Raw genomic sequence first — 20,919 nt, forward strand, 5'->3', positions numbered from 1 at the left:
GCATTCGACCAGATCGATAACGCGCCGGAAGAAAAAGCTCGTGGTATCACCATCAACACTTCTCACGTTGAATATGACACCCCGACTCGCCACTACGCACACGTAGACTGCCCGGGCCACGCCGACTATGTTAAAAACATGATCACCGGTGCTGCGCAGATGGACGGCGCGATCCTGGTTGTTGCTGCGACTGACGGCCCGATGCCGCAGACTCGTGAGCACATCCTGCTGGGTCGTCAGGTAGGCGTTCCGTACATCATCGTGTTCCTGAACAAATGCGACATGGTTGATGACGAAGAGCTGCTGGAACTGGTAGAAATGGAAGTTCGTGAACTTCTGTCTCAGTACGATTTCCCGGGCGACGACACTCCGATCGTTCGTGGTTCTGCTCTGAAAGCGCTGGAAGGCGAAGCAGAGTGGGAAGCGAAAATCATCGAACTGGCTGGCTTCCTGGATTCTTACATCCCAGAACCAGAGCGTGCGATTGACAAGCCGTTCCTGCTGCCTATCGAAGACGTATTCTCCATCTCCGGTCGTGGTACCGTTGTTACCGGTCGTGTAGAGCGCGGTATCATCAAAGTTGGTGAAGAAGTTGAAATCGTTGGTATCAAAGAGACTGCTAAGTCTACCTGTACTGGCGTTGAAATGTTCCGCAAACTGCTGGACGAAGGCCGTGCTGGTGAGAACGTTGGTGTTCTGCTGCGTGGTATCAAACGTGAAGAAATCGAACGTGGTCAGGTACTGGCTAAGCCGGGCTCTATCAAGCCGCACACCAAGTTCGAATCTGAAGTGTACATTCTGTCCAAAGACGAAGGCGGCCGTCATACTCCGTTCTTCAAAGGCTACCGTCCGCAGTTCTACTTCCGTACTACTGACGTGACTGGTACCATCGAACTGCCGGAAGGCGTAGAGATGGTAATGCCGGGCGACAACATCAAAATGGTTGTTACCCTGATCCACCCGATCGCGATGGACGACGGTCTGCGTTTCGCAATCCGTGAAGGCGGCCGTACTGTTGGTGCGGGCGTTGTTGCTAAAGTAATGAGCTAATTATTGATTAATTAGCTTTGAGCTTAAAAAGGGCGCTTCGGCGCCCTTTTTGCTACCTGCAATTTAGTCGTTGTCATATTTATTCGCATTTTTTATTCATTCTCCCGCCGCGTAAATCGCGTTGTGCTATTGTAATCATAACTATTCTCATTTACACTTTGCGCAGAAATTGAACGGGAGCGATCATGTACGTTTGTTTGTGTAATGCGATAAGTGATAAAAAAATACGTCAGGCTGTTCGCCAGTTTCATCCTCAGTCCTTTCAGCAATTACGTAAATTTATTCCTGTTGGAAATCAATGCGGTAAATGCATTCGTGCTGCCCGCGAGGTCATGCAGGATGAATTAACACAAATGCCAGAATTTAAAGAGATCGCCTAAGTCACACTCTTTTTTTTGACATCCCTGTAGCCCCATCTACGCTCTAAGAGTGGAAGCGGAGGGACTATAAAATGAAAGGTGATGTTAAAATCATAAATTATCTCAATAAACTATTGGGAAATGAGCTTGTCGCGATCAACCAGTATTTTCTCCATGCTCGTATGTTTAAAAACTGGGGACTGACTCGCCTCAATGATGTTGAGTACCATGAATCTATCGATGAGATGAAACACGCTGATAAATATATCGAGCGTATTTTATTCTTAGAAGGGATCCCTAACTTGCAGGATCTTGGCAAGTTGGGTATTGGCGAAGACGTTGAAGAGATGCTGCAATCCGATCTTCGACTCGAACTCGATGGTGCTAAAGACTTACGTGAAGCCATTGCCTATGCCGATAGCGTTCATGATTATGTCAGCCGGGATATGATGATTGAGATCCTGACTGAAGAAGAAGGGCATATTGACTGGCTCGAAACCGAGCTGGACCTGATTGCAAAACTTGGCTTACAAAATTATCTGCAATCGCAAATTAAAGTCAGTGACTAACCGCCCTGTATCATACTTACCAGGCCAATAACAAAACCCGCAGCCGCCAGATATGGCCCAAATGGCAGCGGGTTTTTTAGTACCTGTTTCCCGTAACGGACGCAGTAAATCCCGGTGAGGCAACATGCCATACCCGCGGCAAGTAAAACCAACAGTGGTAATGATTCCCAGCGATGCCATGCGCCTAGCGCGGCAAGAAATTTGACATCACCAAAGCCTAATCCTTCCTGTCGGCATATCAAACGATACCCCCAGTAGAACAAAGTAAATACCCCATAGCCCGCTACGACCCCCCAAAGCGCGTCGGATAACTGTGCAGGTCTGCAGCATTGATGATAAATAAGACCGCCCCACAAAAGAGGGCAGGTAAATTTGTCGGGCAGCAACCCGGTACGTAGGTCATGGACTAAGAGCAGCCCTGATAGCGAAACATAAATCAACAGAAAGGGGAGGTCGATGTACATGGGCAAGCCTTATCTGGTAAAGAGTTTACCTTCAGGTAAACCCGGCGGCCCTACAAGCCTGGGATATGGGTTATGGATGCTCTCTTCCACGGAAAACGCGTTGCACCACAGGACATACAATCAGAGTGGAAGGAGCGCCGCATTTGTGAACGAGTGATTAATTTCTACGCGGTACTTGCTTAAGGCTGAGATTTACGTATAATGCGCGGGCTTGTCTAATATTGACAGCGGTTCGATATGAGCCACCGGTACTGCGAAAGCAATACCAGACAATGTTCCCAATCGGGGAACTCTGTAAGAACGGTTACACTCTCCCATCAATCGTAATGGGTTTGAGGAGTAACTATTTCGTCTATAAAATAATTGGAGCTCTGGTCTCATGCAGAACCAAAGAATCCGTATCCGTTTGAAAGCGTTTGATCATCGTCTGATCGATCAATCAACCGCGGAAATCGTCGAGACTGCCAAGCGCACTGGTGCGCAGGTTCGTGGTCCGATCCCGCTGCCGACCCGCAAAGAGCGTTTCACCGTTCTGATCTCCCCGCACGTCAACAAAGACGCGCGTGATCAGTACGAGATCCGTACTCACAAGCGTCTGGTTGACATCGTTGAGCCAACTGAAAAAACCGTTGATGCTCTGATGCGTCTGGACCTGGCTGCCGGTGTAGACGTGCAGATCAGCCTGGGTTAATCAGGTCATCGAGCGATTGAGAGGTTGATACAATGATTGGTTTAGTCGGTAAAAAAGTGGGTATGACCCGCATCTTCACTGAAGATGGCGTATCTATCCCAGTAACCGTTATCGAAGTTGAAGCAAACCGCGTTACTCAGGTTAAAGATCTGGCTAACGATGGCTATCGCGCTGTTCAGGTTACCACCGGTGCTAAAAAAGCTAACCGCGTAACTAAGCCGGAAGCTGGCCACTTTGCTAAAGCTGGCGTAGAAGCTGGCCGCGGTCTGTGGGAATTCCGTCTGGCAGATGGTGAAGAATACACCGTTGGTCAGAACATTAGCGTTGAACTGTTTGCTGACGTTAAAAAAGTTGACGTAACCGGTACCTCTAAAGGTAAAGGTTTCGCTGGTACCGTTAAGCGCTGGAACTTCCGTACCCAGGACGCTACTCACGGTAACTCCTTGTCTCACCGCGTTCCGGGTTCTATCGGTCAGAACCAGACTCCGGGCAAAGTGTTCAAAGGCAAGAAAATGGCAGGTCAGCTGGGCAACGAACGTGTAACCGTTCAGAGCCTGGACGTAGTACGTGTTGACGCTGAGCGCAACCTGCTGCTGGTTAAAGGTGGTGTTCCGGGTGCGACCGGTTGCGACCTGATCGTTAAACCAGCTGTGAAGGCGTAAGGGGATAGCAATGGAATTAGTATTGAAAGACGCGCAGAGCGCGCTGACTGTTTCCGAAACTACCTTCGGTCGTGATTTCAACGAAGCGCTGGTTCACCAGGTTGTTGTTGCTTATGCAGCTGGTGCTCGTCAGGGTACTCGTGCTCAGAAGACTCGTGCTGAAGTAACTGGTTCAGGCAAAAAGCCGTGGCGCCAGAAAGGTACCGGCCGTGCGCGTTCAGGTTCTATCAAGAGCCCGATCTGGCGTTCAGGTGGCGTGACCTTCGCTGCTCGTCCACAGGACCACAGTCAAAAAGTTAACAAAAAGATGTACCGCGGCGCGCTGAAAAGCATTCTGTCCGAACTGGTACGTCAGGATCGTCTGATCGTTGTCGAATCATTCTCTGTAGAAGCGCCTAAAACTAAGCTGCTGGCACAGAAACTGAAAGACATGGCTCTGGAAGATGTGCTGATCATCACCGGTGAGCTGGACGAAAACCTGTTCCTGGCTGCGCGCAACCTGCACAAGGTTGACGTACGCGATGCAACTGGTATCGACCCGGTTAGCCTGATCGCCTTCGACAAAGTCGTAATGACTGCTGATGCTGTTAAGCAAGTTGAGGAGATGCTGGCATGATTCGTGAAGAACGTCTGCTGAAAGTGCTGCGCGCACCGCACGTTTCTGAAAAAGCGTCTACTGCGATGGAAAAAACTAACACCATCGTTCTCAAAGTTGCTAAAGACGCGACCAAAGCAGAAATCAAAGCTGCTGTGCAGAAACTGTTTGAAGTCGAAGTCGAAGTCGTTAACACCCTGGTAGTTAAAGGGAAAGTTAAACGTCACGGACAGCGTATCGGTCGTCGTAGCGACTGGAAAAAAGCTTACGTCACCCTGAAGGAAGGCCAGAATCTGGACTTCGTCGGCGGCGCTGAGTAAGTCGGAGGAGTAATACAATGGCAGTTGTTAAATGTAAACCGACATCTCCGGGTCGTCGCCACGTTGTTAAAGTGGTCAACCCAGAGCTGCACAAGGGCAAACCTTTTGCTCCGCTGGTTGAAAAAAACAGCAAATCCGGTGGTCGTAACAACAATGGCCGCATCACCACTCGTCACATCGGTGGTGGTCACAAGCAGGCTTATCGTATTGTTGACTTCAAACGCAACAAAGACGGTATCCCGGCAGTTGTTGAACGTCTTGAGTACGATCCGAACCGCTCCGCGAACATCGCGCTGGTTCTGTACAAAGACGGTGAACGCCGTTACATCCTGGCCCCTAAAGGCCTGAAAGCTGGCGACCAGATTCAGTCTGGCGTTGATGCTGCAATCAAAGCAGGTAACACCCTGCCGATGCGCAATATCCCGGTTGGTTCTACCGTTCATAACGTAGAAATGAAACCAGGTAAAGGCGGTCAGCTGGCACGTTCCGCTGGTACTTACGTTCAGATCGTTGCTCGTGATGGTGCTTATGTCACCCTGCGTCTGCGTTCTGGTGAAATGCGTAAAGTCGAAGCAGACTGCCGTGCAACTCTGGGCGAAGTTGGCAATGCTGAGCATATGCTGCGCGTTCTGGGTAAAGCAGGTGCTGCACGCTGGCGTGGTGTTCGTCCTACCGTTCGCGGTACTGCGATGAACCCAGTCGATCACCCACATGGTGGTGGTGAAGGTCGTAACTTTGGTAAGCACCCGGTAACTCCGTGGGGCGTTCAGACCAAAGGTAAGAAGACCCGCAGCAACAAGCGTACTGATAAATTCATCGTACGTCGCCGTAGCAAATAATTTTAGAGGATAAGCCATGCCACGTTCTCTCAAGAAAGGTCCTTTTATTGACCTGCACTTGCTGAAGAAGGTAGAGAAAGCGGTGGAAAGCGGAGACAAGAAGCCCCTGCGCACTTGGTCCCGTCGTTCAACGATCTTTCCTAACATGATCGGTTTGACCATCGCTGTCCATAATGGTCGTCAGCACGTTCCGGTATTTGTTTCCGACGAAATGGTCGGTCACAAACTGGGTGAATTCGCACCGACTCGTACTTATCGCGGCCACGCTGCTGATAAAAAAGCGAAGAAGAAATAAGGTAGGAGGAAGAGATGGAAACTTTAGCTCAACATCGCCATGCTCGTTCTTCTGCTCAGAAGGTTCGCCTTGTTGCAGACCTGATTCGCGGTAAGAAAGTGTCGCAGGCTCTGGATATTCTGACCTACACCAATAAGAAAGCGGCTGTACTGGTTAAGAAAGTCCTGGAATCTGCCATTGCTAACGCTGAACACAACGATGGCGCTGACATTGACGATCTGAAAGTTACGAAAATTTTCGTAGACGAAGGCCCGAGCATGAAGCGCATTATGCCGCGTGCAAAAGGTCGTGCAGATCGCATCCTGAAGCGCACCAGCCACATTACTGTGGTTGTGTCCGATCGCTGAGACTCTGGAGACTAGCAATGGGTCAGAAAGTACATCCTAATGGTATTCGCCTGGGTATTGTAAAACCATGGAACTCAACCTGGTTTGCGAACACCAAAGAATTCGCTGACAACCTGGACAGCGATTTTAAAGTACGTCAGTACCTGACTAAGGAACTGGCTAAAGCGTCTGTATCTCGTATCGTTATCGAGCGTCCGGCTAAGAGCATCCGTGTGACCATTCACACCGCTCGCCCGGGTATCGTTATCGGTAAGAAAGGCGAAGACGTAGAAAAACTGCGCAAAGTCGTAGCGGATATTGCTGGCGTTCCTGCTCAGATCAATATCGCCGAAGTGCGTAAGCCTGAACTGGACGCAAAATTGGTTGCTGACAGCATCACTTCTCAGCTGGAACGTCGTGTTATGTTCCGTCGTGCTATGAAGCGTGCTGTACAGAACGCAATGCGTCTGGGCGCTAAAGGTATCAAAGTTGAAGTTAGCGGCCGTCTGGGCGGCGCGGAAATCGCACGTACCGAATGGTACCGCGAAGGTCGCGTACCTCTGCACACTCTGCGTGCTGACATCGACTACAACACCTCTGAAGCGCACACCACTTACGGTGTAATCGGCGTTAAAGTGTGGATCTTCAAAGGCGAGATCCTGGGTGGTATGGCTGCTGTTGAACAACCGGAAAAACCGGCTGCGCAACCTAAAAAGCAGCAGCGTAAAGGCCGTAAATAAGGAGCGTCGCTGATGTTACAACCAAAGCGTACAAAATTCCGTAAAATGCACAAAGGCCGTAACCGCGGTCTGGCTGCTGGCGCGGATGTTAGCTTCGGCAGCTTCGGTCTGAAAGCTGTTGGCCGTGGTCGTCTGACTGCCCGTCAGATCGAAGCAGCACGTCGTGCTATGACCCGTGCAGTTAAGCGTCAAGGTAAGATCTGGATCCGTGTATTCCCGGACAAACCGATCACTGAAAAGCCGCTGGCAGTGCGTATGGGTAAAGGTAAAGGTAACGTGGAGTATTGGGTTGCCTTGATTCAGCCGGGTAAAGTCCTGTATGAAATGGACGGCGTACCGGAAGAGCTGGCCCGTGAAGCATTCAAGCTGGCAGCAGCGAAACTGCCGATTAAAACCACCTTTGTAACTAAGACGGTGATGTAATGAAAGCAAAAGAGCTGCGTGAGAAGAGTGTTGAAGAGCTGAACACCGAGCTGCTGAATCTGCTGCGTGAGCAGTTCAACCTGCGTATGCAGGCTGCAAGTGGCCAGCTGCAACAGTCTCACCTGTTGAAGCAAGTGCGTCGTGACGTCGCACGCGTTAAGACTTTACTGACTGAGAAGGCGGGTGCGTAATGACCGATAAAATCCGTACTCTGCAAGGTCGCGTTGTTAGCGATAAAATGGAGAAATCCATCGTTGTTGCTATCGAACGTTTTGTGAAACACCCGATCTACGGTAAATTCATTAAGCGTACGACCAAACTGCACGTACATGACGAGAACAACGAATGCGGTACTGGTGACGTGGTTGAAATCCGCGAATGCCGTCCGCTGTCCAAGACTAAGTCCTGGACGCTGGTTCGCGTTGTAGAGAAAGCCGTTCTGTAATACAGTAGGCATTCTCAACGAATAAACGGCTCAGCGATGAGCCGTTTATTTTTTCTACCCATATCGTTGAAGCGGTGTTATAATGCCGCGCCCCCGATATGGGGCTTTTTTAACGACCTGATTTTCGGGTCTCAGTAGTAGTTGACATTAGCGGAGCACTAAAATGATCCAAGAACAGACTATGCTGAACGTCGCCGACAACTCCGGTGCACGTCGCGTAATGTGTATCAAGGTTCTGGGTGGCTCGCACCGTCGCTACGCAGGCGTCGGCGATATCATCAAGATCACCATCAAGGAAGCAATTCCGCGTGGTAAGGTCAAAAAAGGTGATGTGCTGAAGGCGGTAGTGGTGCGCACCAAGAAGGGTGTTCGTCGCCCGGACGGTTCTGTCATTCGCTTCGATGGTAATGCATGCGTTATTTTAAACAATAACAGCGAGCAACCTATCGGTACGCGTATTTTTGGGCCGGTAACTCGTGAACTTCGTAACGAGAAGTTCATGAAAATTATCTCTCTGGCACCAGAAGTACTCTAAGGAGCGAATCATGGCAGCGAAGATCCGTCGTGATGACGAAGTTATCGTGTTAACCGGTAAAGATAAAGGTAAACGCGGTAAAGTTAAGAATGTCCTGTCTTCCGGCAAGGTCATTGTTGAAGGTATCAACCTGGTTAAGAAACATCAGAAGCCGGTTCCGGCCCTGAACCAACCAGGCGGCATCGTAGAGAAAGAAGCAGCTATTCAGATCTCTAACCTTGCTATCTTCAACGCGGCAACCGGCAAGGCTGACCGTGTAGGCTTTAGATTCGAAGACGGCAAAAAAGTCCGTTTCTTCAAATCTAACAGCGAAACTATCAAGTAATTTGGAGTAGTACGATGGCGAAACTGCATGATTACTACAAAGACGAAGTAGTCGCTAAACTCATGACTGAGTTTAACTACAATTCTGTCATGCAAGTCCCTCGGGTCGAGAAGATCACCCTGAACATGGGTGTTGGTGAAGCGATCGCTGACAAGAAACTGCTGGATAACGCAGCAGCTGACCTGACAGCAATCTCCGGTCAAAAACCGCTGATCACCAAAGCACGCAAATCAGTTGCAGGCTTCAAAATCCGTCAGGGCTATCCGATCGGCTGTAAAGTAACTCTGCGTGGCGAACGCATGTGGGAGTTCTTTGAGCGCCTGATCACTATTGCTGTTCCACGTATCCGTGACTTCCGTGGCTTGTCCGCTAAGTCTTTCGACGGTCGTGGTAACTACAGCATGGGTGTCCGTGAGCAGATCATCTTCCCAGAAATCGACTACGATAAAGTCGACCGCGTGCGTGGTTTGGATATTACCATTACCACTACTGCGAAATCTGATGAAGAAGGCCGTGCTCTGCTGGCTGCCTTTGACTTCCCGTTCCGCAAGTAAGGTAGGGTTACTGAATGGCTAAGCAATCAATGAAAGCACGCGAAGTAAAGCGCGTAGCTTTAGCTGATAAGTACTTCGCAAAACGCGCTGAACTGAAAGCTATTATCTCTGATGTGAACGCGACCGACGAAGATCGTTGGAACGCAGTTCTCAAGCTGCAGTCTCTGCCGCGTGATTCCAGCCCGTCCCGTCAGCGTAACCGCTGCCGTCAAACAGGTCGTCCGCATGGCTATGTGGGCAAGTTCGGGTTGAGCCGTATCAAACTGCGTGAAGCCGCCATGCGCGGTGAAGTACCAGGCTTGAAAAAGGCTAGCTGGTAATTACCAATTGAATCACGGGAGTAAAGACAGATGAGCATGCAAGATCCGATCGCGGATATGCTGACCCGTATCCGTAACGGTCAGGCCGCGAATAAAGCTGCGGTCACCATGCCTTCCTCCAAGCTGAAAGTGGCAATTGCCAACGTGCTGAAGGAAGAAGGTTTTATTGAAGATTTTAAAGTTGAAGGCGACACCAAGCCGGAACTGGAACTTACTCTCAAGTATTTCCAGGGTAAAGCTGTTGTAGAAAGCATTCAGCGTGTCAGTCGCCCAGGTCTGCGCATTTATAAGCGTAAAGACGAGCTGCCGAAAGTTATGGCTGGCATGGGTATCGCAGTTGTTTCTACCTCTAAAGGTGTTATGACTGATCGTGCAGCGCGCCAGGCTGGTCTTGGTGGCGAAATTATCTGCTACGTAGCCTAATCGGAGGAAAAAATGTCTCGTGTTGCTAAAGCACCGGTCGTTATTCCTGCCGGCGTTGATGTAAAAATCAACGGTCAGGTTATTACGATCAAAGGTAAAAACGGCGAGCTGACTCGTACTCTCAACGATGCTGTTGCAGTAAATCATGCAGATAATGCACTGACCTTCGGTCCGCGTGATGGTTACGCAGATGGATGGGCTCAGGCTGGTACCGCGCGTGCCCTGCTGAATGCAATGGTTGTCGGTGTTACCGAAGGTTTCACTAAGAAGCTTCAGCTGGTTGGTGTAGGTTATCGTGCAGCGGTTAAAGGGAATGTAGTAAACCTGGCTTTAGGTTTCTCTCACCCAGTTGACCATCAGCTGCCTGCGGGAATCACTGCAGAATGTCCGTCTCAGACTGAAATCGTGCTGAAAGGCGCTGATAAACAGCTGATCGGTCAGGTTGCAGCAGATCTGCGCGCCTACCGTCGTCCTGAGCCTTATAAAGGCAAGGGTGTTCGTTACGCCGACGAAGTCGTGCGTACCAAAGAGGCTAAGAAGAAGTAAGGTAACACTATGGATAAGAAATCTGCTCGTATCCGTCGTGCGACCCGCGCACGCCGCAAGCTCCAGGAGCTGGGTGCAACTCGCCTGGTGGTACATCGTACCCCGCGTCATATTTACGCACAGGTAATTGCACCGAACGGTTCTGAAGTTCTGGTAGCTGCTTCTACTGTAGAAAAAGCTATCGCTGAACAATTGAAGTACACCGGTAACAAAGACGCTGCTGCAGCTGTAGGTAAAGCTGTTGCTGAACGCGCTCTGGAAAAAGGCATCAAAGATGTTTCTTTTGACCGTTCCGGGTTCCAATATCATGGTCGTGTCCAGGCACTGGCAGATGCTGCCCGTGAAGCTGGCCTTCAGTTCTAAGGTAGAGGTGTAAGATGGCTCACATCGAAAAACAAGCTGGCGAACTGCAGGAAAAGCTGATCGCGGTTAACCGCGTATCTAAAACCGTTAAAGGTGGTCGTATTTTCTCCTTCACAGCTCTGACTGTAGTTGGTGATGGTAACGGTCGCGTTGGTTTTGGTTACGGTAAAGCGCGTGAAGTTCCAGCAGCGATCCAGAAAGCGATGGAAAAAGCCCGTCGCAATATGATTAACGTCGCGCTGAACCACGGCACCCTGCAGCACCCGGTTAAGGGTACTCACACGGGTTCTCGTGTATTCATGCAGCCGGCTTCCGAAGGTACCGGTATCATCGCCGGTGGTGCAATGCGCGCCGTTCTGGAAGTCGCTGGAGTTCGTAACGTTCTGGCTAAAGCGTATGGTTCTACTAACCCGATTAACGTGGTGCGTGCAACTATCGATGGCCTGGAAAATATGAAATCTCCGGAAATGGTCGCTGCCAAGCGTGGTAAATCCGTTGAAGAAATTCTGGGGAAATAAACCATGGCAAAGACTATTAAAATTACTCAAACCCGCAGTGCAATCGGTCGTCTGCCGAAACACAAGGCAACGCTGCTTGGCCTGGGTCTGCGTCGTATTGGTCACACCGTAGAGCGCGAGGATACTCCTGCTGTTCGTGGTATGGTCAACGCGGTTTCCTTCATGGTTAAAGTTGAGGAGTAAGAGATGCGTTTAAATACTCTGTCTCCGGCCGAAGGCTCTAAAAAAGCGGCTCGCCGCCTGGGTCGTGGTATCGGTTCTGGCCTCGGTAAAACCGGTGGTCGTGGTCACAAAGGTCAGAAGTCTCGTTCTGGCGGTGGCGTACGTCGCGGTTTCGAGGGTGGTCAGATGCCTCTGTACCGTCGTCTGCCGAAATTCGGCTTCACTTCACGTAAAGCAGCGATTACAGCCGAAGTTCGTCTGTCTGACCTGGCTAAAGTTGAAGGCGGTGTTGTAGACCTGAACACGCTGAAAGCAGCTAACATTATCGGTATCCAGATCGAGTTCGCGAAAGTGATCCTGGCTGGTGAAGTCACTACTCCGGTAACTGTTCGTGGCCTGCGTGTTACTAAAGGCGCTCGTGCTGCTATCGAAGCTGCTGGCGGTAAAATCGAGGAATAAGTAGCAGATGGCTAAACAACCGGGATTAGATTTTCAAAGTGCCAAAGGTGGCTTAGGCGAGCTGAAACGCAGACTGCTGTTTGTAATCGGCGCGCTGATTGTGTTCCGTATTGGCTCTTTCATTCCGATCCCTGGTATTGATGCCGCTGTACTTGCCAAACTGCTTGAGCAACAGCGAGGCACCATCATTGAAATGTTTAACATGTTCTCTGGTGGTGCTCTCAGCCGTGCTTCTATCTTTGCTCTGGGGATCATGCCGTATATTTCGGCGTCGATCATTATCCAGCTGCTGACGGTGGTTCATCCAACGCTGGCAGAAATTAAGAAAGAAGGGGAGTCTGGTCGTCGTAAGATCAGCCAGTACACCCGCTACGGTACTCTGGTGCTGGCAATATTCCAGTCGATCGGTATTGCTACCGGTCTGCCGAATATGCCTGGTATGCAGGGCCTGGTGATGAACCCAGGCTTTGCATTCTATTTCACCGCTGTTGTAAGTCTGGTTACAGGGACGATGTTCCTGATGTGGTTGGGCGAACAGATTACTGAACGTGGTATCGGCAACGGTATCTCAATCATTATCTTCGCCGGTATTGTCGCGGGACTCCCGCCAGCCATTGCCCATACTATCGAGCAAGCGCGTCAAGGCGACCTGCACTTCCTCGTGTTGCTGTTGGTTGCAGTATTAGTATTCGCAGTGACGTTCTTTGTTGTATTTGTTGAGCGTGGTCAACGCCGTATTGTGGTAAACTACGCAAAACGTCAGCAAGGTCGTCGTGTCTATGCTGCACAGAGCACACATTTACCGCTGAAAGTGAATATGGCGGGGGTAATCCCGGCAATCTTCGCTTCCAGTATTATTCTGTTCCCGGCGACCATCGCGTCATGGTTCGGGGGCGGGACTGGTTGGAACTGGCTGACAACAATTTCGCTGTATTTGCAGCCTGGGCAACCGCTTTATGTGTTACTCTATGCGTCTGCAATCATATTCTTCTGTTTCTTCTACACGGCGTTGGTTTTCAACCCGCGTGAAACAGCAGATAACCTGAAGAAGTCCGGTGCATTTGTACCAGGAATTCGTCCGGGAGAGCAAACGGCGAAGTATATCGATAAAGTAATGACCCGCCTGACTTTGGTTGGTGCGCTCTACATTACCTTTATCTGCCTGATCCCGGAGTTCATGCGTGATGCAATGAAAGTACCGTTCTACTTCGGTGGGACCTCACTGCTTATCGTTGTTGTCGTGATTATGGACTTTATGGCTCAAGTGCAAACTCTGATGATGTCAAGTCAGTACGAGTCTGCATTGAAGAAGGCGAATCTGAAAGGCTACGGCCGTTAACAGTCGCCCGAGAAGTTACGGAGAGTAAAAATGAAAGTTCGTGCTTCCGTCAAGAAATTATGCCGTAACTGCAAAATCGTTAAGCGTGATGGTGTCATCCGTGTGATTTGCAGTGCCGAGCCGAAGCATAAACAGCGCCAAGGCTGATTTATTCGCATATTTTTCTTGCAAAGTTGGGTTGAGCTGGCTAGATTAGCCAGCCAATCTTTTGTATGTCTGTGCGTTTCCATTTGAGTATCCTGAAAACGGGCTTTTCAGCATGGTGCGTACATATTAAATAGTAGGAGTGCATAGTGGCCCGTATAGCAGGCATTAACATTCCTGATCAGAAACATGCTGTGATCGCATTAACTTCGATCTACGGCGTCGGCAAGACCCGTTCTAAAGCCATTCTGGCTGCCGCGGGTATCGCTGAAGATGTTAAGATCAGTGAGCTGTCTGAAGAACAAATCGACACGCTGCGTGACGAAGTTGCCAAATTTGTCGTTGAAGGTGATCTGCGCCGTGAAGTTAGCATGAGCATCAAGCGCCTTATGGACCTTGGTTGCTATCGCGGTTTGCGTCATCGTCGTGGTCTCCCGGTTCGCGGTCAGCGTACCAAGACCAACGCACGTACCCGTAAGGGTCCGCGCAAACCGATCAAGAAATAATCGGGGTGATTGAATAATGGCAAAGGCACCAATTCGTGCACGTAAACGTGTAAGAAAACAAGTCTCTGACGGCGTGGCTCATATCCATGCTTCTTTTAACAACACCATCGTTACCATTACTGATCGTCAGGGTAACGCACTGGGTTGGGCAACAGCCGGTGGTTCCGGTTTCCGTGGTTCTCGCAAATCCACTCCGTTTGCAGCTCAGGTTGCAGCAGAGCGTTGCGCTGAAGCCGTAAAAGAATACGGTATCAAGAATCTGGAAGTTATGGTCAAAGGACCGGGTCCAGGTCGCGAATCTACTGTTCGTGCTCTGAACGCCGCTGGTTTCCGCATCACTAATATTACTGATGTGACTCCGATCCCTCATAACGGTTGTCGTCCGCCGAAAAAACGTCGCGTATAACGCTGTCGTTTCTAGGATTGTTGGAGAAAGAAAATGGCAAGATATTTGGGTCCTAAGCTCAAGCTGAGCCGTCGTGAGGGCACTGACTTATTCCTTAAGTCTGGCGTTCGCGCGATCGATACCAAGTGTAAAATTGAACAAGCTCCTGGCCAGCACGGTGCGCGTAAACCGCGTCTGTCTGACTATGGTGTGCAGTTGCGTGAAAAGCAAAAAGTTCGCCGTATCTACGGTGTGCTGGAGCGTCAGTTCCGTAACTACTACAAAGAAGCAGCACGTCTGAAAGGCAACACCGGTGAAAACCTGTTGGGTCTGCTGGAAGGTCGTCTGGACAACGTTGTATACCGTATGGGCTTCGGTGCCACTCGTGCAGAAGCACGTCAGCTGGTCAGCCATAAAGCAATTATGGTAAACGGTCGTGTTGTTAACATCGCTTCTTATCAGGTTAGTCCGAATGACGTTGTTAGCATTCGTGAGAAAGCGAAGAAGCAGTCTCGCGTGAAAGCCGCTCTGGAGCTGGCTGAGCAGCGTGAAAAGCCAACCTGGCTGGAAGTTGATGCTGGCAAGATGGAAGGTACGTTCAAGCGTAAGCCGGAGCGTTCTGATCTGTCTGCGGACATTAACGAACACCTGATCGTCGAGCTTTACTCCAAGTAAAGCTTAGTACCAAAGAGAGGACACAATGCAGGGTTCTGTGACAGAGTTTCTAAAACCGCGCCTGGTAGATATCGAGCAAGTGAGTTCGACGCACGCCAAGGTGACCCTTGAGCCTTTAGAGCGTGGCTTTGGCCATACTTTGGGTAACGCACTGCGCCGTATTCTGCTCTCATCGATGCCGGGTTGCGCGGTGACCGAGGTTGAGATTGATGGTGTACTACATGAGTACAGCACCAAAGAAGGCGTTCAGGAAGATATCCTGGAAATCCTGCTCAACCTGAAAGGGCTGGCGGTGAGAGTTCAGGGTAAAGATGACGTTATTCTTACCTTGAATAAATCTGGCATTGGCCCTGTGACTGCAGCCGACATTACCCATGATGGTGATGTCGAAATCGTCAAGCCACAGCACGTGATCTGCCACCTGACCGATGAGAATGCATCTATTAGCATGCGTATCAAAGTTCAGCGCGGTCGTGGTTATGTGCCGGCTTCTACCCGAATTCATTCGGAAGAAGATGAGCGCCCAATCGGCCGTCTGCTGGTCGACGCATGCTACAGCCCTGTAGAGCGTATTGCCTACAATGTTGAAGCAGCGCGTGTAGAACAGCGTACCGACCTGGACAAGCTGGTCATCGAAATGGAAACCAACGGCACAATCGATCCTGAAGAGGCGATTCGTCGTGCGGCAACCATTCTGGCTGAACAACTGGAAGCTTTCGTTGATTTACGTGATGTACGTCAGCCGGAAGTTAAAGAAGAGAAACCAGAATTCGATCCGATCCTGCTGCGCCCTGTTGACGATCTGGAATTGACTGTCCGCTCTGCTAACTGCCTCAAAGCAGAAGCTATCCACTATATCGGTGATCTGGTACAGCGTACTGAGGTTGAGCTTCTTAAGACGCCTAACCTTGGTAAAAAATCTCTTACCGAGATTAAAGACGTGCTGGCTTCCCGTGGACTGTCTCTGGGCATGCGCCTGGAAAACTGGCCACCGGCAAGCATCGCTGACGAGTAACCGGATCACAGGTTAAGGTTTTACTGAGAAGGATAAGGTCATGCGCCATCGTAAGAGTGGTCGTCAACTGAACCGCAACAGCAGCCATCGCCAGGCTATGTTCCGCAATATGGCAGGTTCACTGGTTCGTCATGAAATCATCAAGACGACTCTGCCGAAAGCGAAAGAGCTGCGTCGCGTAGTTGAGCCGCTGATTACTCTTGCCAAGACTGATAGCGTAGCTAATCGTCGTCTGGCATTCGCCCGTACTCGTGATAACGAGATCGTGGCAAAACTGTTTAACGAACTGGGCCCGCGTTTTGCGAGCCGCGCCGGTGGTTACACTCGCATTCTGAAGTGTGGTTTCCGTGCAGGCGACAACGCGCCGATGGCATACATCGAGCTGGTTGATCGTTCAGAGAAAACAGAAGCTGCTGCAGAGTAATCTGTAGTAACGTAAAAAAACCCGCCTCGGCGGGTTTTTTTATATCCGTCATATCCCCACTTATCTACAATATTTGTACTCTTTTTGTTCATCCCCTGGAGTGTTGTATGTGGTTACTTGACCAGTGGGCAGAGCGCCATATTATTGATGCACAGTCTAAAGGCGAGTTTGATGATTTACCGGGAACGGGCGAACCGCTGACTCTTGACGATGACTCCCATGTCCCGCCTGAACTCCGAGCCGGATACCGTTTATTAAAAAATGCAGGTTGCCTTCCTCCTGAGCTCGAGCAACGCAGAGAGGCAATACAGCTGCTTGAAATACTCGCGGGGATCCGCAAAGATGATCCCAGTTATCCTGAGGTGAGCCGAAGACTGTCGCTACTGGAACTTAAACTTCGGCAGGCTGGACTCAGCACCGAGTTTTTGCGCGGTGACTACGCAGATAAGCTGCTAAAAAAGATCAACGATGAATAGCGGAGAGAGCATGTACCGAATTGGTGAAATAGCGAAACTGGCTGACGTGACGCCGGATACTATCCGCTACTATGAAAAGCAGCAGATGATGGAGCATGAAGTGCGTACTGAAGGCGGATTTCGCCTCTATACAGAAAGCGATCTTCAGCGCTTGAAGTTTATTCGTTATGCCCGGCAGCTTGGTTTCACTCTGGAGTCGATCCGTGAATTGCTTTCGATCCGGGTTGATCCCGAACACCATACCTGTCAGGAATCAAAAGGGATCGTCCAGGAAAGACTGCAAGAAGTCGAAGCCCGCATTGCTGAACTTCAGACGATGCAGCGGTCTCTGCAACGATTGAATGATGCATGCTGCGGCAAGGCACACAGCAGCGTGTACTGCTCTATTCTTGAAGCTCTTGAGCAAGGCGCCAGTGGAACAGCATCAGGCTGTTGATTTCTTGAACTGCCAGGTCTACACTCGCGGCGTAAATTACTACAAACTGGAGATATTATGAGTCGTTATCAGCACACCAAAGGGCAGATAAAGGACAACGCCATTGAGGCGCTTCTGCATGACCCACTGTTCAGACAGCGCGTTGAGAAAAATAAGAAAGGGAAAGGAAGTTATCTGCGAAAAGGCAAACATGGCAATCGGGGTAACTGGGAGGCCAGTGGCAAGAAAGTAATTAACTTTTTTACCACTGGCCTTCTAGTTTCAGTGAGTGCTTAAGAGCGATTATTCTGTTCTTTCAGCAGGTCACGAATTTCACTTAGCAATACTTCTTCTTTCGATGGAGCTGGCGGTGCTGCCGGCTCTTCCGCTTTTTTACGGTTCAGTTTGTTGATCAGTTTGATTGCCATAAAGATAGCAAACGCAACAATAATGAAATCGAATACATTCTGAATAAATACACCGTAATGCATGACCACGGCAGGGATGTCTCCCTGTGCATCACGTAGCGTTAAAGCAAACTGTTTAAAATCAATTCCACCAATTAACAGCCCCAGCGGCGGCATAATGATATCGGCAACCAGTGATGAAACAATCTTACCGAATGCCGCACCAATAATGACACCCACTGCCAAATCGACAACATTCCCGCGCATCGCGAATTCGCGAAACTCTTTAATAATGCTCATTTTATTCTCCCTATGCAGCTGACGTTTATAAGTTTAACAAATGTTTAGGCAATTTCCATTTATGTATTGCCGAAAGGAAAATTTATTAGACCATGAAAAATAAAGGGAAATAAAAAGGGCGCTGTATTAGCGCCCAAATTATTACAGGAAGAAAGGACTTGGCTGGAATAGTCGCTCGACGTCGGTAATAAACTTTTTATCTGTCAGGAACATAATTACGTGATCGCCCTGCTCAATGCGCAGGTTATCGTTGGCAATCATGACATCGTTACCACGTACAACGGCGCCAATAATGGTTCCGGGCGGAAGTTTAATTTCATCAATTGAACGCCCTACAACTCTCGACGTCGTTTCATCCCCGTGTGCGACGGCTTCAATGGCTTCCGCGACGCCACGGCGAAGTGAAGAAACGCCAACAATATCAGCTTTACGCACGTGGCTCAGCAGCGCGGAGATGGTCGCCTGCTGCGGTGAAATCGCAATATCGATCACGCTGCCTTGCACCAGATCGACGTATGCTCTGCGCTGGATCAACACCATTACTTTCTTGGCACCCATCCGTTTGGCAAGCATCGCCGACATGATATTTGCTTCATCATCGTTGGTCACTGCGATGAACAGATCGACCTGATCGATATGTTCTTCGGCCAGTAACTCTTGATCCGAAGCATCACCAAAAAAGACGATCGTATTTTGTAGTTTCTCTGCAAGTTCGGATGCGCGTTGTTGATTACGTTCGATCAGTTTGACGCTGTAATCTTTTTCCAGACGACGTGCCAGACCCGCACCGATATTACCGCCACCCACTAACATAATGCGTTTGTACGGCTTTTCCAGACGCTGCAGTTCACTCATTACGGCGCGTATATGCTGTGATGCCGCAATAAAGAAGACTTCATCACCCGCTTCAACGATCGTAGAACCTTGCGGACGGATCGGTCGGTCATGACGGAAAATGGCCGCAACGCGGGTGTCGATGTGCGGCATATGCTCACGCATTGTTGACAGCGCATTACCGATAAGCGGCCCGCCGTAATAGGCTTTTACTACTGCCAGACTGACTTTACCTTCGGCAAAATTCACCACCTGCAATGCGCCCGGATATTCAATCAGGCGATAAATGCTATCGATAACCAGTTGCTCAGGTGCAATCAGATGATCGATTGGCACCGCATCGGATTGGAACAGCTTGTCGGCATCGCGAACGTAATCTGGTGAACGAATACGGGCGATGCGATTAGGCGTATTAAACAGTGAATAAGCTACCTGGCAGGCAACCATATTTGTTTCATCTGAGCTGGTTACGGCAACCAGCATATCGGCATCGTCGGCACCGGCTTCACGCAATACGCGGGGATGCGAACCATGCCCTTGCACGACACGGAGATCAAACTTGTCCTGCAGGCTGCGCAGGCGTTCGCCATTGGTATCGACTACCGTGATATCGTTGTTCTCTCCGACCAGGTTTTCAGCCAGCGTACCGCCAACTTGCCCTGCGCCCAGAATGATAATTTTCATCAGTCGCGACCCGTTATCTCATCACTTTTTGATTAGCTTAGCGTAAAAGAAGCCATCGCCATCTTCCGCACCCGGTAAATTCTGACGTCCGGGTTTTTCCGGCGTACCGGTTTCGCTTAATACCGCATCCGGTGTGCGTGCCAAGAAGGCGGCAATTTGCTGCTGGTTCTCTTCTGGCAGGATAGAGCACGTTGCATACACCAGCGTGCCGCCAGATTTAAGATGTGACCAGGTAGCATTCAGGATCTCAGCCTGTAATTGGGCAAGTTCGGCAATATCCCGGTCGCGGCGCAGCCATTTGATATCCGGATGGCGACGGATCACCCCGGTAGCAGAACATGGGGCGTCCAGCAAAATACGGTCAAACTGTTGTTCACCGCACCACTGCTGTGGATAGCGGCCATCCCCCTGTTTTACGGTTGCCTTCATGCCCAGACGTTTCAGATTGTCGTAAACGCGCGATAAGCGTTTTTCATCCACATCGACGGCCATGACGTTAGCTAGCGGAGCAACTTCCAGAATGTGAGTGGTTTTACCGCCCGGCGCACAGCACAGGTCGAGGATCTGTTCACCGTCCTCCGGCAACAGATAATTTACGCATCCTTGAGCGGAAGCATCCTGAACGGTGACCCAACCTTCGTCAAAACCAGGGAGGGCGTGAACTGGAGCCGGTGTTTCAAGACGCACTGCATCCGGGTAGTCTGGATGCGGGAAACCGGTTAATCCCGCTTCGGTAAGCAGGTCTAGCCAGGCGTCGCGAGTATGGTGATTACGATTGACTCGTAGCCACATCGGCGGTCGCTGGTTATTGGCTTCAAGAATGGCTTCCCACTGCTGCGGATACGCACTTTTAATACGTTTCACCAGCCAGGAGGGGTGTAAGAAGCGCAAATCGCTTTGCGCAAACTCGGCCAGCAGTTCATCCTGACGGCGTTGAAACTGGCGCAGTACGCCGTTGATCAGCCCTTTCAGCTGTGGACGCTTAATAACGACCGCGCCTTCTACGGTCTCAGCCAGTGCAGCGTGTGCTGGAATACGAGTATGCAACAGTTGATAGAAGCCCACCATGATCAGGTAGTGAACGGTGCGCTGTTTGCCCGTCATTGGACGTTCCATTAGTTGTTGGATCATCCACTCCAGTTGAGAGAGTGTACGCAATACGCCGAAGCAAAGTTCCTGTAACAGCGCTTTGTCTTTATCGGCAACTTTTTGCTGCATGGCGGGCAGCACGTTACTTAGTGATTGTCCTTTCTCGACAACCTGTTCGACGGCCTGGGCCGCCATACTGCGTAAATTAAAATGTTTTTTCATAAGCGCAAAAATAAAAATGCC

The 20,919-nt window shown here is 50.1% G+C and carries 38 protein-coding genes; 34 read left to right on the forward strand and 4 right to left on the reverse strand.

Annotated elements, in window-relative coordinates; translation table 11 throughout:
• The 3 genes from tuf to bfr form a co-directional block, all read left to right on the forward strand.
• Positions 1–1,050, forward strand: a 1,050-nt coding sequence (tuf, locus tag OGY67_RS12915) for an elongation factor Tu (protein ID WP_063942044.1), incomplete at its 5' end; no start/stop codon positions are given.
• 185 nt (positions 1,051–1,235) lie between these two features.
• On the forward strand, positions 1,236–1,430 hold the full coding sequence (bfd, locus tag OGY67_RS12920; protein WP_003031111.1) for a bacterioferritin-associated ferredoxin: 195 nt from the start codon (positions 1,236–1,238) through the stop codon (positions 1,428–1,430).
• A 71-nt stretch (positions 1,431–1,501) separates the two neighbouring features.
• On the forward strand, positions 1,502–1,978 hold the full coding sequence (gene bfr / locus OGY67_RS12925; protein ID WP_003827773.1) for a bacterioferritin: 477 nt from the start codon (positions 1,502–1,504) through the stop codon (positions 1,976–1,978).
• Here bfr and OGY67_RS12930 read toward each other — a convergent pair.
• Positions 1,975–2,442 carry a prepilin peptidase gene (locus tag OGY67_RS12930; protein ID WP_286574034.1) on the reverse strand — a complete coding sequence of 156 codons (468 nt, stop codon included), beginning with the start codon at positions 2,440–2,442 and terminating at the stop codon, positions 1,975–1,977. The two genes, bfr and OGY67_RS12930, sit on opposite strands and share 4 nt — an antisense overlap.
• 379 nt (positions 2,443–2,821) lie before the next feature.
• Between OGY67_RS12930 and rpsJ the strand changes: the two genes are divergently transcribed.
• From rpsJ to arfA, 31 genes are all read left to right on the forward strand, one after another.
• On the forward strand, positions 2,822–3,133 hold the full coding sequence (gene rpsJ, locus OGY67_RS12935; protein ID WP_001181005.1) for a 30S ribosomal protein S10: 312 nt from the start codon (positions 2,822–2,824) through the stop codon (positions 3,131–3,133).
• Positions 3,134–3,165: 32 nt separating this feature from the next.
• Positions 3,166–3,795, forward strand: a complete 630-nt coding sequence (rplC, locus tag OGY67_RS12940) for a 50S ribosomal protein L3 (RefSeq protein WP_003031117.1) — start codon at positions 3,166–3,168, stop codon at positions 3,793–3,795.
• A 10-nt stretch (positions 3,796–3,805) separates the two neighbouring features.
• Complete coding sequence (rplD, locus tag OGY67_RS12945; protein WP_003031119.1) at positions 3,806–4,411, forward strand: 50S ribosomal protein L4; 606 nt, start codon at positions 3,806–3,808, stop codon at positions 4,409–4,411.
• Positions 4,408–4,710 carry a 50S ribosomal protein L23 gene (rplW, locus tag OGY67_RS12950; protein WP_000617546.1) on the forward strand — a complete coding sequence of 101 codons (303 nt, stop codon included), beginning with the start codon at positions 4,408–4,410 and terminating at the stop codon, positions 4,708–4,710. Before rplD ends, rplW begins: the two co-directional genes overlap by 4 nt.
• A gap of 17 nt (positions 4,711–4,727) precedes the next feature.
• Positions 4,728–5,549 carry a 50S ribosomal protein L2 gene (rplB, locus tag OGY67_RS12955; protein WP_000301869.1) on the forward strand — a complete coding sequence of 274 codons (822 nt, stop codon included), beginning with the start codon at positions 4,728–4,730 and terminating at the stop codon, positions 5,547–5,549.
• Between the two features lie 16 nt (positions 5,550–5,565).
• Complete coding sequence (gene rpsS / locus OGY67_RS12960; RefSeq protein WP_001138115.1) at positions 5,566–5,844, forward strand: 30S ribosomal protein S19; 279 nt, start codon at positions 5,566–5,568, stop codon at positions 5,842–5,844.
• 14 nt (positions 5,845–5,858) lie between these two features.
• Positions 5,859–6,191 carry a 50S ribosomal protein L22 gene (rplV, locus tag OGY67_RS12965; RefSeq protein WP_000448832.1) on the forward strand — a complete coding sequence of 111 codons (333 nt, stop codon included), beginning with the start codon at positions 5,859–5,861 and terminating at the stop codon, positions 6,189–6,191.
• A gap of 17 nt (positions 6,192–6,208) precedes the next feature.
• Positions 6,209–6,910, forward strand: a complete 702-nt coding sequence (rpsC, locus tag OGY67_RS12970) for a 30S ribosomal protein S3 (RefSeq protein ID WP_000529945.1) — start codon at positions 6,209–6,211, stop codon at positions 6,908–6,910.
• Between the two features lie 12 nt (positions 6,911–6,922).
• Entirely contained in the window at positions 6,923–7,333 is a 411-nt protein-coding gene (gene rplP, locus OGY67_RS12975) for a 50S ribosomal protein L16 (RefSeq protein WP_000941208.1), read from the forward strand.
• Positions 7,333–7,524, forward strand: a complete 192-nt coding sequence (rpmC, locus tag OGY67_RS12980) for a 50S ribosomal protein L29 (RefSeq protein WP_000644742.1) — start codon at positions 7,333–7,335, stop codon at positions 7,522–7,524. The genes rplP and rpmC overlap by 1 nt, the downstream gene beginning before the upstream one ends.
• Positions 7,524–7,778, forward strand: coding sequence for a 30S ribosomal protein S17 (gene rpsQ / locus OGY67_RS12985; protein ID WP_003031120.1), 255 nt, complete (start codon positions 7,524–7,526; stop codon positions 7,776–7,778). Before rpmC ends, rpsQ begins: the two co-directional genes overlap by 1 nt.
• A 163-nt stretch (positions 7,779–7,941) precedes the next feature.
• Positions 7,942–8,313 (forward strand): 50S ribosomal protein L14, encoded by a 372-nt coding sequence (gene rplN, locus OGY67_RS12990; RefSeq protein ID WP_000613954.1) that lies wholly within the window; start codon positions 7,942–7,944, stop codon positions 8,311–8,313.
• A gap of 10 nt (positions 8,314–8,323) precedes the next feature.
• A complete protein-coding gene (gene rplX, locus OGY67_RS12995) occupies positions 8,324–8,638 on the forward strand; it encodes a 50S ribosomal protein L24 (protein WP_003031122.1) in 315 nt (104 codons plus the stop codon).
• A 14-nt stretch (positions 8,639–8,652) separates the two neighbouring features.
• On the forward strand, positions 8,653–9,192 hold the full coding sequence (gene rplE / locus OGY67_RS13000; RefSeq protein WP_003031123.1) for a 50S ribosomal protein L5: 540 nt from the start codon (positions 8,653–8,655) through the stop codon (positions 9,190–9,192).
• A gap of 14 nt (positions 9,193–9,206) precedes the next feature.
• The gene (rpsN, locus tag OGY67_RS13005) at positions 9,207–9,512 is read left to right on the forward strand and encodes a 30S ribosomal protein S14 (protein WP_003031125.1); all 306 of its coding nucleotides are present in this window, start codon (positions 9,207–9,209) and stop codon (positions 9,510–9,512) included.
• Between the two features lie 30 nt (positions 9,513–9,542).
• Complete coding sequence (rpsH, locus tag OGY67_RS13010) at positions 9,543–9,935, forward strand: 30S ribosomal protein S8 (RefSeq protein ID WP_003031127.1); 393 nt, start codon at positions 9,543–9,545, stop codon at positions 9,933–9,935.
• Between the two features lie 12 nt (positions 9,936–9,947).
• Complete coding sequence (rplF, locus tag OGY67_RS13015) at positions 9,948–10,481, forward strand: 50S ribosomal protein L6 (protein WP_003031129.1); 534 nt, start codon at positions 9,948–9,950, stop codon at positions 10,479–10,481.
• Between the two features lie 9 nt (positions 10,482–10,490).
• Positions 10,491–10,844, forward strand: coding sequence for a 50S ribosomal protein L18 (gene rplR, locus OGY67_RS13020; protein ID WP_000358960.1), 354 nt, complete (start codon positions 10,491–10,493; stop codon positions 10,842–10,844).
• 14 nt (positions 10,845–10,858) lie between these two features.
• Positions 10,859–11,362 carry a 30S ribosomal protein S5 gene (rpsE, locus tag OGY67_RS13025; RefSeq protein WP_003031131.1) on the forward strand — a complete coding sequence of 168 codons (504 nt, stop codon included), beginning with the start codon at positions 10,859–10,861 and terminating at the stop codon, positions 11,360–11,362.
• 3 nt (positions 11,363–11,365) lie between these two features.
• Complete coding sequence (gene rpmD / locus OGY67_RS13030; protein ID WP_001140434.1) at positions 11,366–11,545, forward strand: 50S ribosomal protein L30; 180 nt, start codon at positions 11,366–11,368, stop codon at positions 11,543–11,545.
• A 3-nt stretch (positions 11,546–11,548) separates the two neighbouring features.
• Positions 11,549–11,983 (forward strand): 50S ribosomal protein L15, encoded by a 435-nt coding sequence (gene rplO, locus OGY67_RS13035; protein ID WP_003031132.1) that lies wholly within the window; start codon positions 11,549–11,551, stop codon positions 11,981–11,983.
• Between the two features lie 7 nt (positions 11,984–11,990).
• Entirely contained in the window at positions 11,991–13,322 is a 1,332-nt protein-coding gene (secY, locus tag OGY67_RS13040; protein ID WP_001118864.1) for a preprotein translocase subunit SecY, read from the forward strand.
• Positions 13,323–13,352: 30 nt separating this feature from the next.
• Positions 13,353–13,469, forward strand: coding sequence for a 50S ribosomal protein L36 (gene rpmJ / locus OGY67_RS13045; RefSeq protein ID WP_000868187.1), 117 nt, complete (start codon positions 13,353–13,355; stop codon positions 13,467–13,469).
• A 146-nt stretch (positions 13,470–13,615) separates the two neighbouring features.
• Positions 13,616–13,972 (forward strand): 30S ribosomal protein S13, encoded by a 357-nt coding sequence (gene rpsM, locus OGY67_RS13050; protein WP_003031135.1) that lies wholly within the window; start codon positions 13,616–13,618, stop codon positions 13,970–13,972.
• A gap of 16 nt (positions 13,973–13,988) precedes the next feature.
• Positions 13,989–14,378, forward strand: a complete 390-nt coding sequence (gene rpsK, locus OGY67_RS13055) for a 30S ribosomal protein S11 (RefSeq protein WP_003031137.1) — start codon at positions 13,989–13,991, stop codon at positions 14,376–14,378.
• Positions 14,379–14,411: 33 nt separating this feature from the next.
• Entirely contained in the window at positions 14,412–15,032 is a 621-nt protein-coding gene (rpsD, locus tag OGY67_RS13060) for a 30S ribosomal protein S4 (protein WP_003031138.1), read from the forward strand.
• 25 nt (positions 15,033–15,057) lie between these two features.
• Positions 15,058–16,047: a DNA-directed RNA polymerase subunit alpha gene (locus tag OGY67_RS13065; protein WP_003031139.1), complete on the forward strand. Its 990-nt coding sequence runs from the start codon at positions 15,058–15,060 to the stop codon at positions 16,045–16,047.
• Between the two features lie 40 nt (positions 16,048–16,087).
• On the forward strand, positions 16,088–16,471 hold the full coding sequence (rplQ, locus tag OGY67_RS13070; RefSeq protein ID WP_001216370.1) for a 50S ribosomal protein L17: 384 nt from the start codon (positions 16,088–16,090) through the stop codon (positions 16,469–16,471).
• Positions 16,472–16,578: 107 nt separating this feature from the next.
• Positions 16,579–16,947, forward strand: a complete 369-nt coding sequence (locus OGY67_RS13075) for a DnaJ family domain-containing protein (protein WP_003845236.1) — start codon at positions 16,579–16,581, stop codon at positions 16,945–16,947.
• 10 nt (positions 16,948–16,957) lie between these two features.
• Complete coding sequence (gene zntR, locus OGY67_RS13080) at positions 16,958–17,383, forward strand: Zn(2+)-responsive transcriptional regulator (protein ID WP_198803192.1); 426 nt, start codon at positions 16,958–16,960, stop codon at positions 17,381–17,383.
• A gap of 57 nt (positions 17,384–17,440) precedes the next feature.
• Positions 17,441–17,659, forward strand: coding sequence for an alternative ribosome-rescue factor ArfA (arfA, locus tag OGY67_RS13085; protein WP_003828276.1), 219 nt, complete (start codon positions 17,441–17,443; stop codon positions 17,657–17,659).
• Here the strand turns inward: arfA and mscL are convergent.
• The 3 genes from mscL to rsmB all read right to left on the reverse strand — a co-directional run bounded on the left by mscL (position 17,656) and on the right by rsmB (position 20,898).
• On the reverse strand, positions 17,656–18,069 hold the full coding sequence (mscL, locus tag OGY67_RS13090; protein WP_003031152.1) for a large-conductance mechanosensitive channel protein MscL: 414 nt from the start codon (positions 18,067–18,069) through the stop codon (positions 17,656–17,658). The genes arfA and mscL overlap by 4 nt on opposite strands.
• Positions 18,070–18,210: 141 nt before the next feature.
• On the reverse strand, positions 18,211–19,587 hold the full coding sequence (trkA, locus tag OGY67_RS13095; protein ID WP_003031153.1) for a Trk system potassium transporter TrkA: 1,377 nt from the start codon (positions 19,585–19,587) through the stop codon (positions 18,211–18,213).
• A 21-nt stretch (positions 19,588–19,608) separates the two neighbouring features.
• Positions 19,609–20,898, reverse strand: coding sequence for a 16S rRNA (cytosine(967)-C(5))-methyltransferase RsmB (rsmB, locus tag OGY67_RS13100; protein ID WP_286574035.1), 1,290 nt, complete (start codon positions 20,896–20,898; stop codon positions 19,609–19,611).
• Between the last annotated feature and the right edge of the window lie 21 nt (positions 20,899–20,919).

The sequence above is a fragment of the Citrobacter sp. Cpo015 genome (assembly GCF_030333035.1).
Lineage (GTDB): Bacteria > Pseudomonadota > Gammaproteobacteria > Enterobacterales > Enterobacteriaceae > Citrobacter > Citrobacter portucalensis.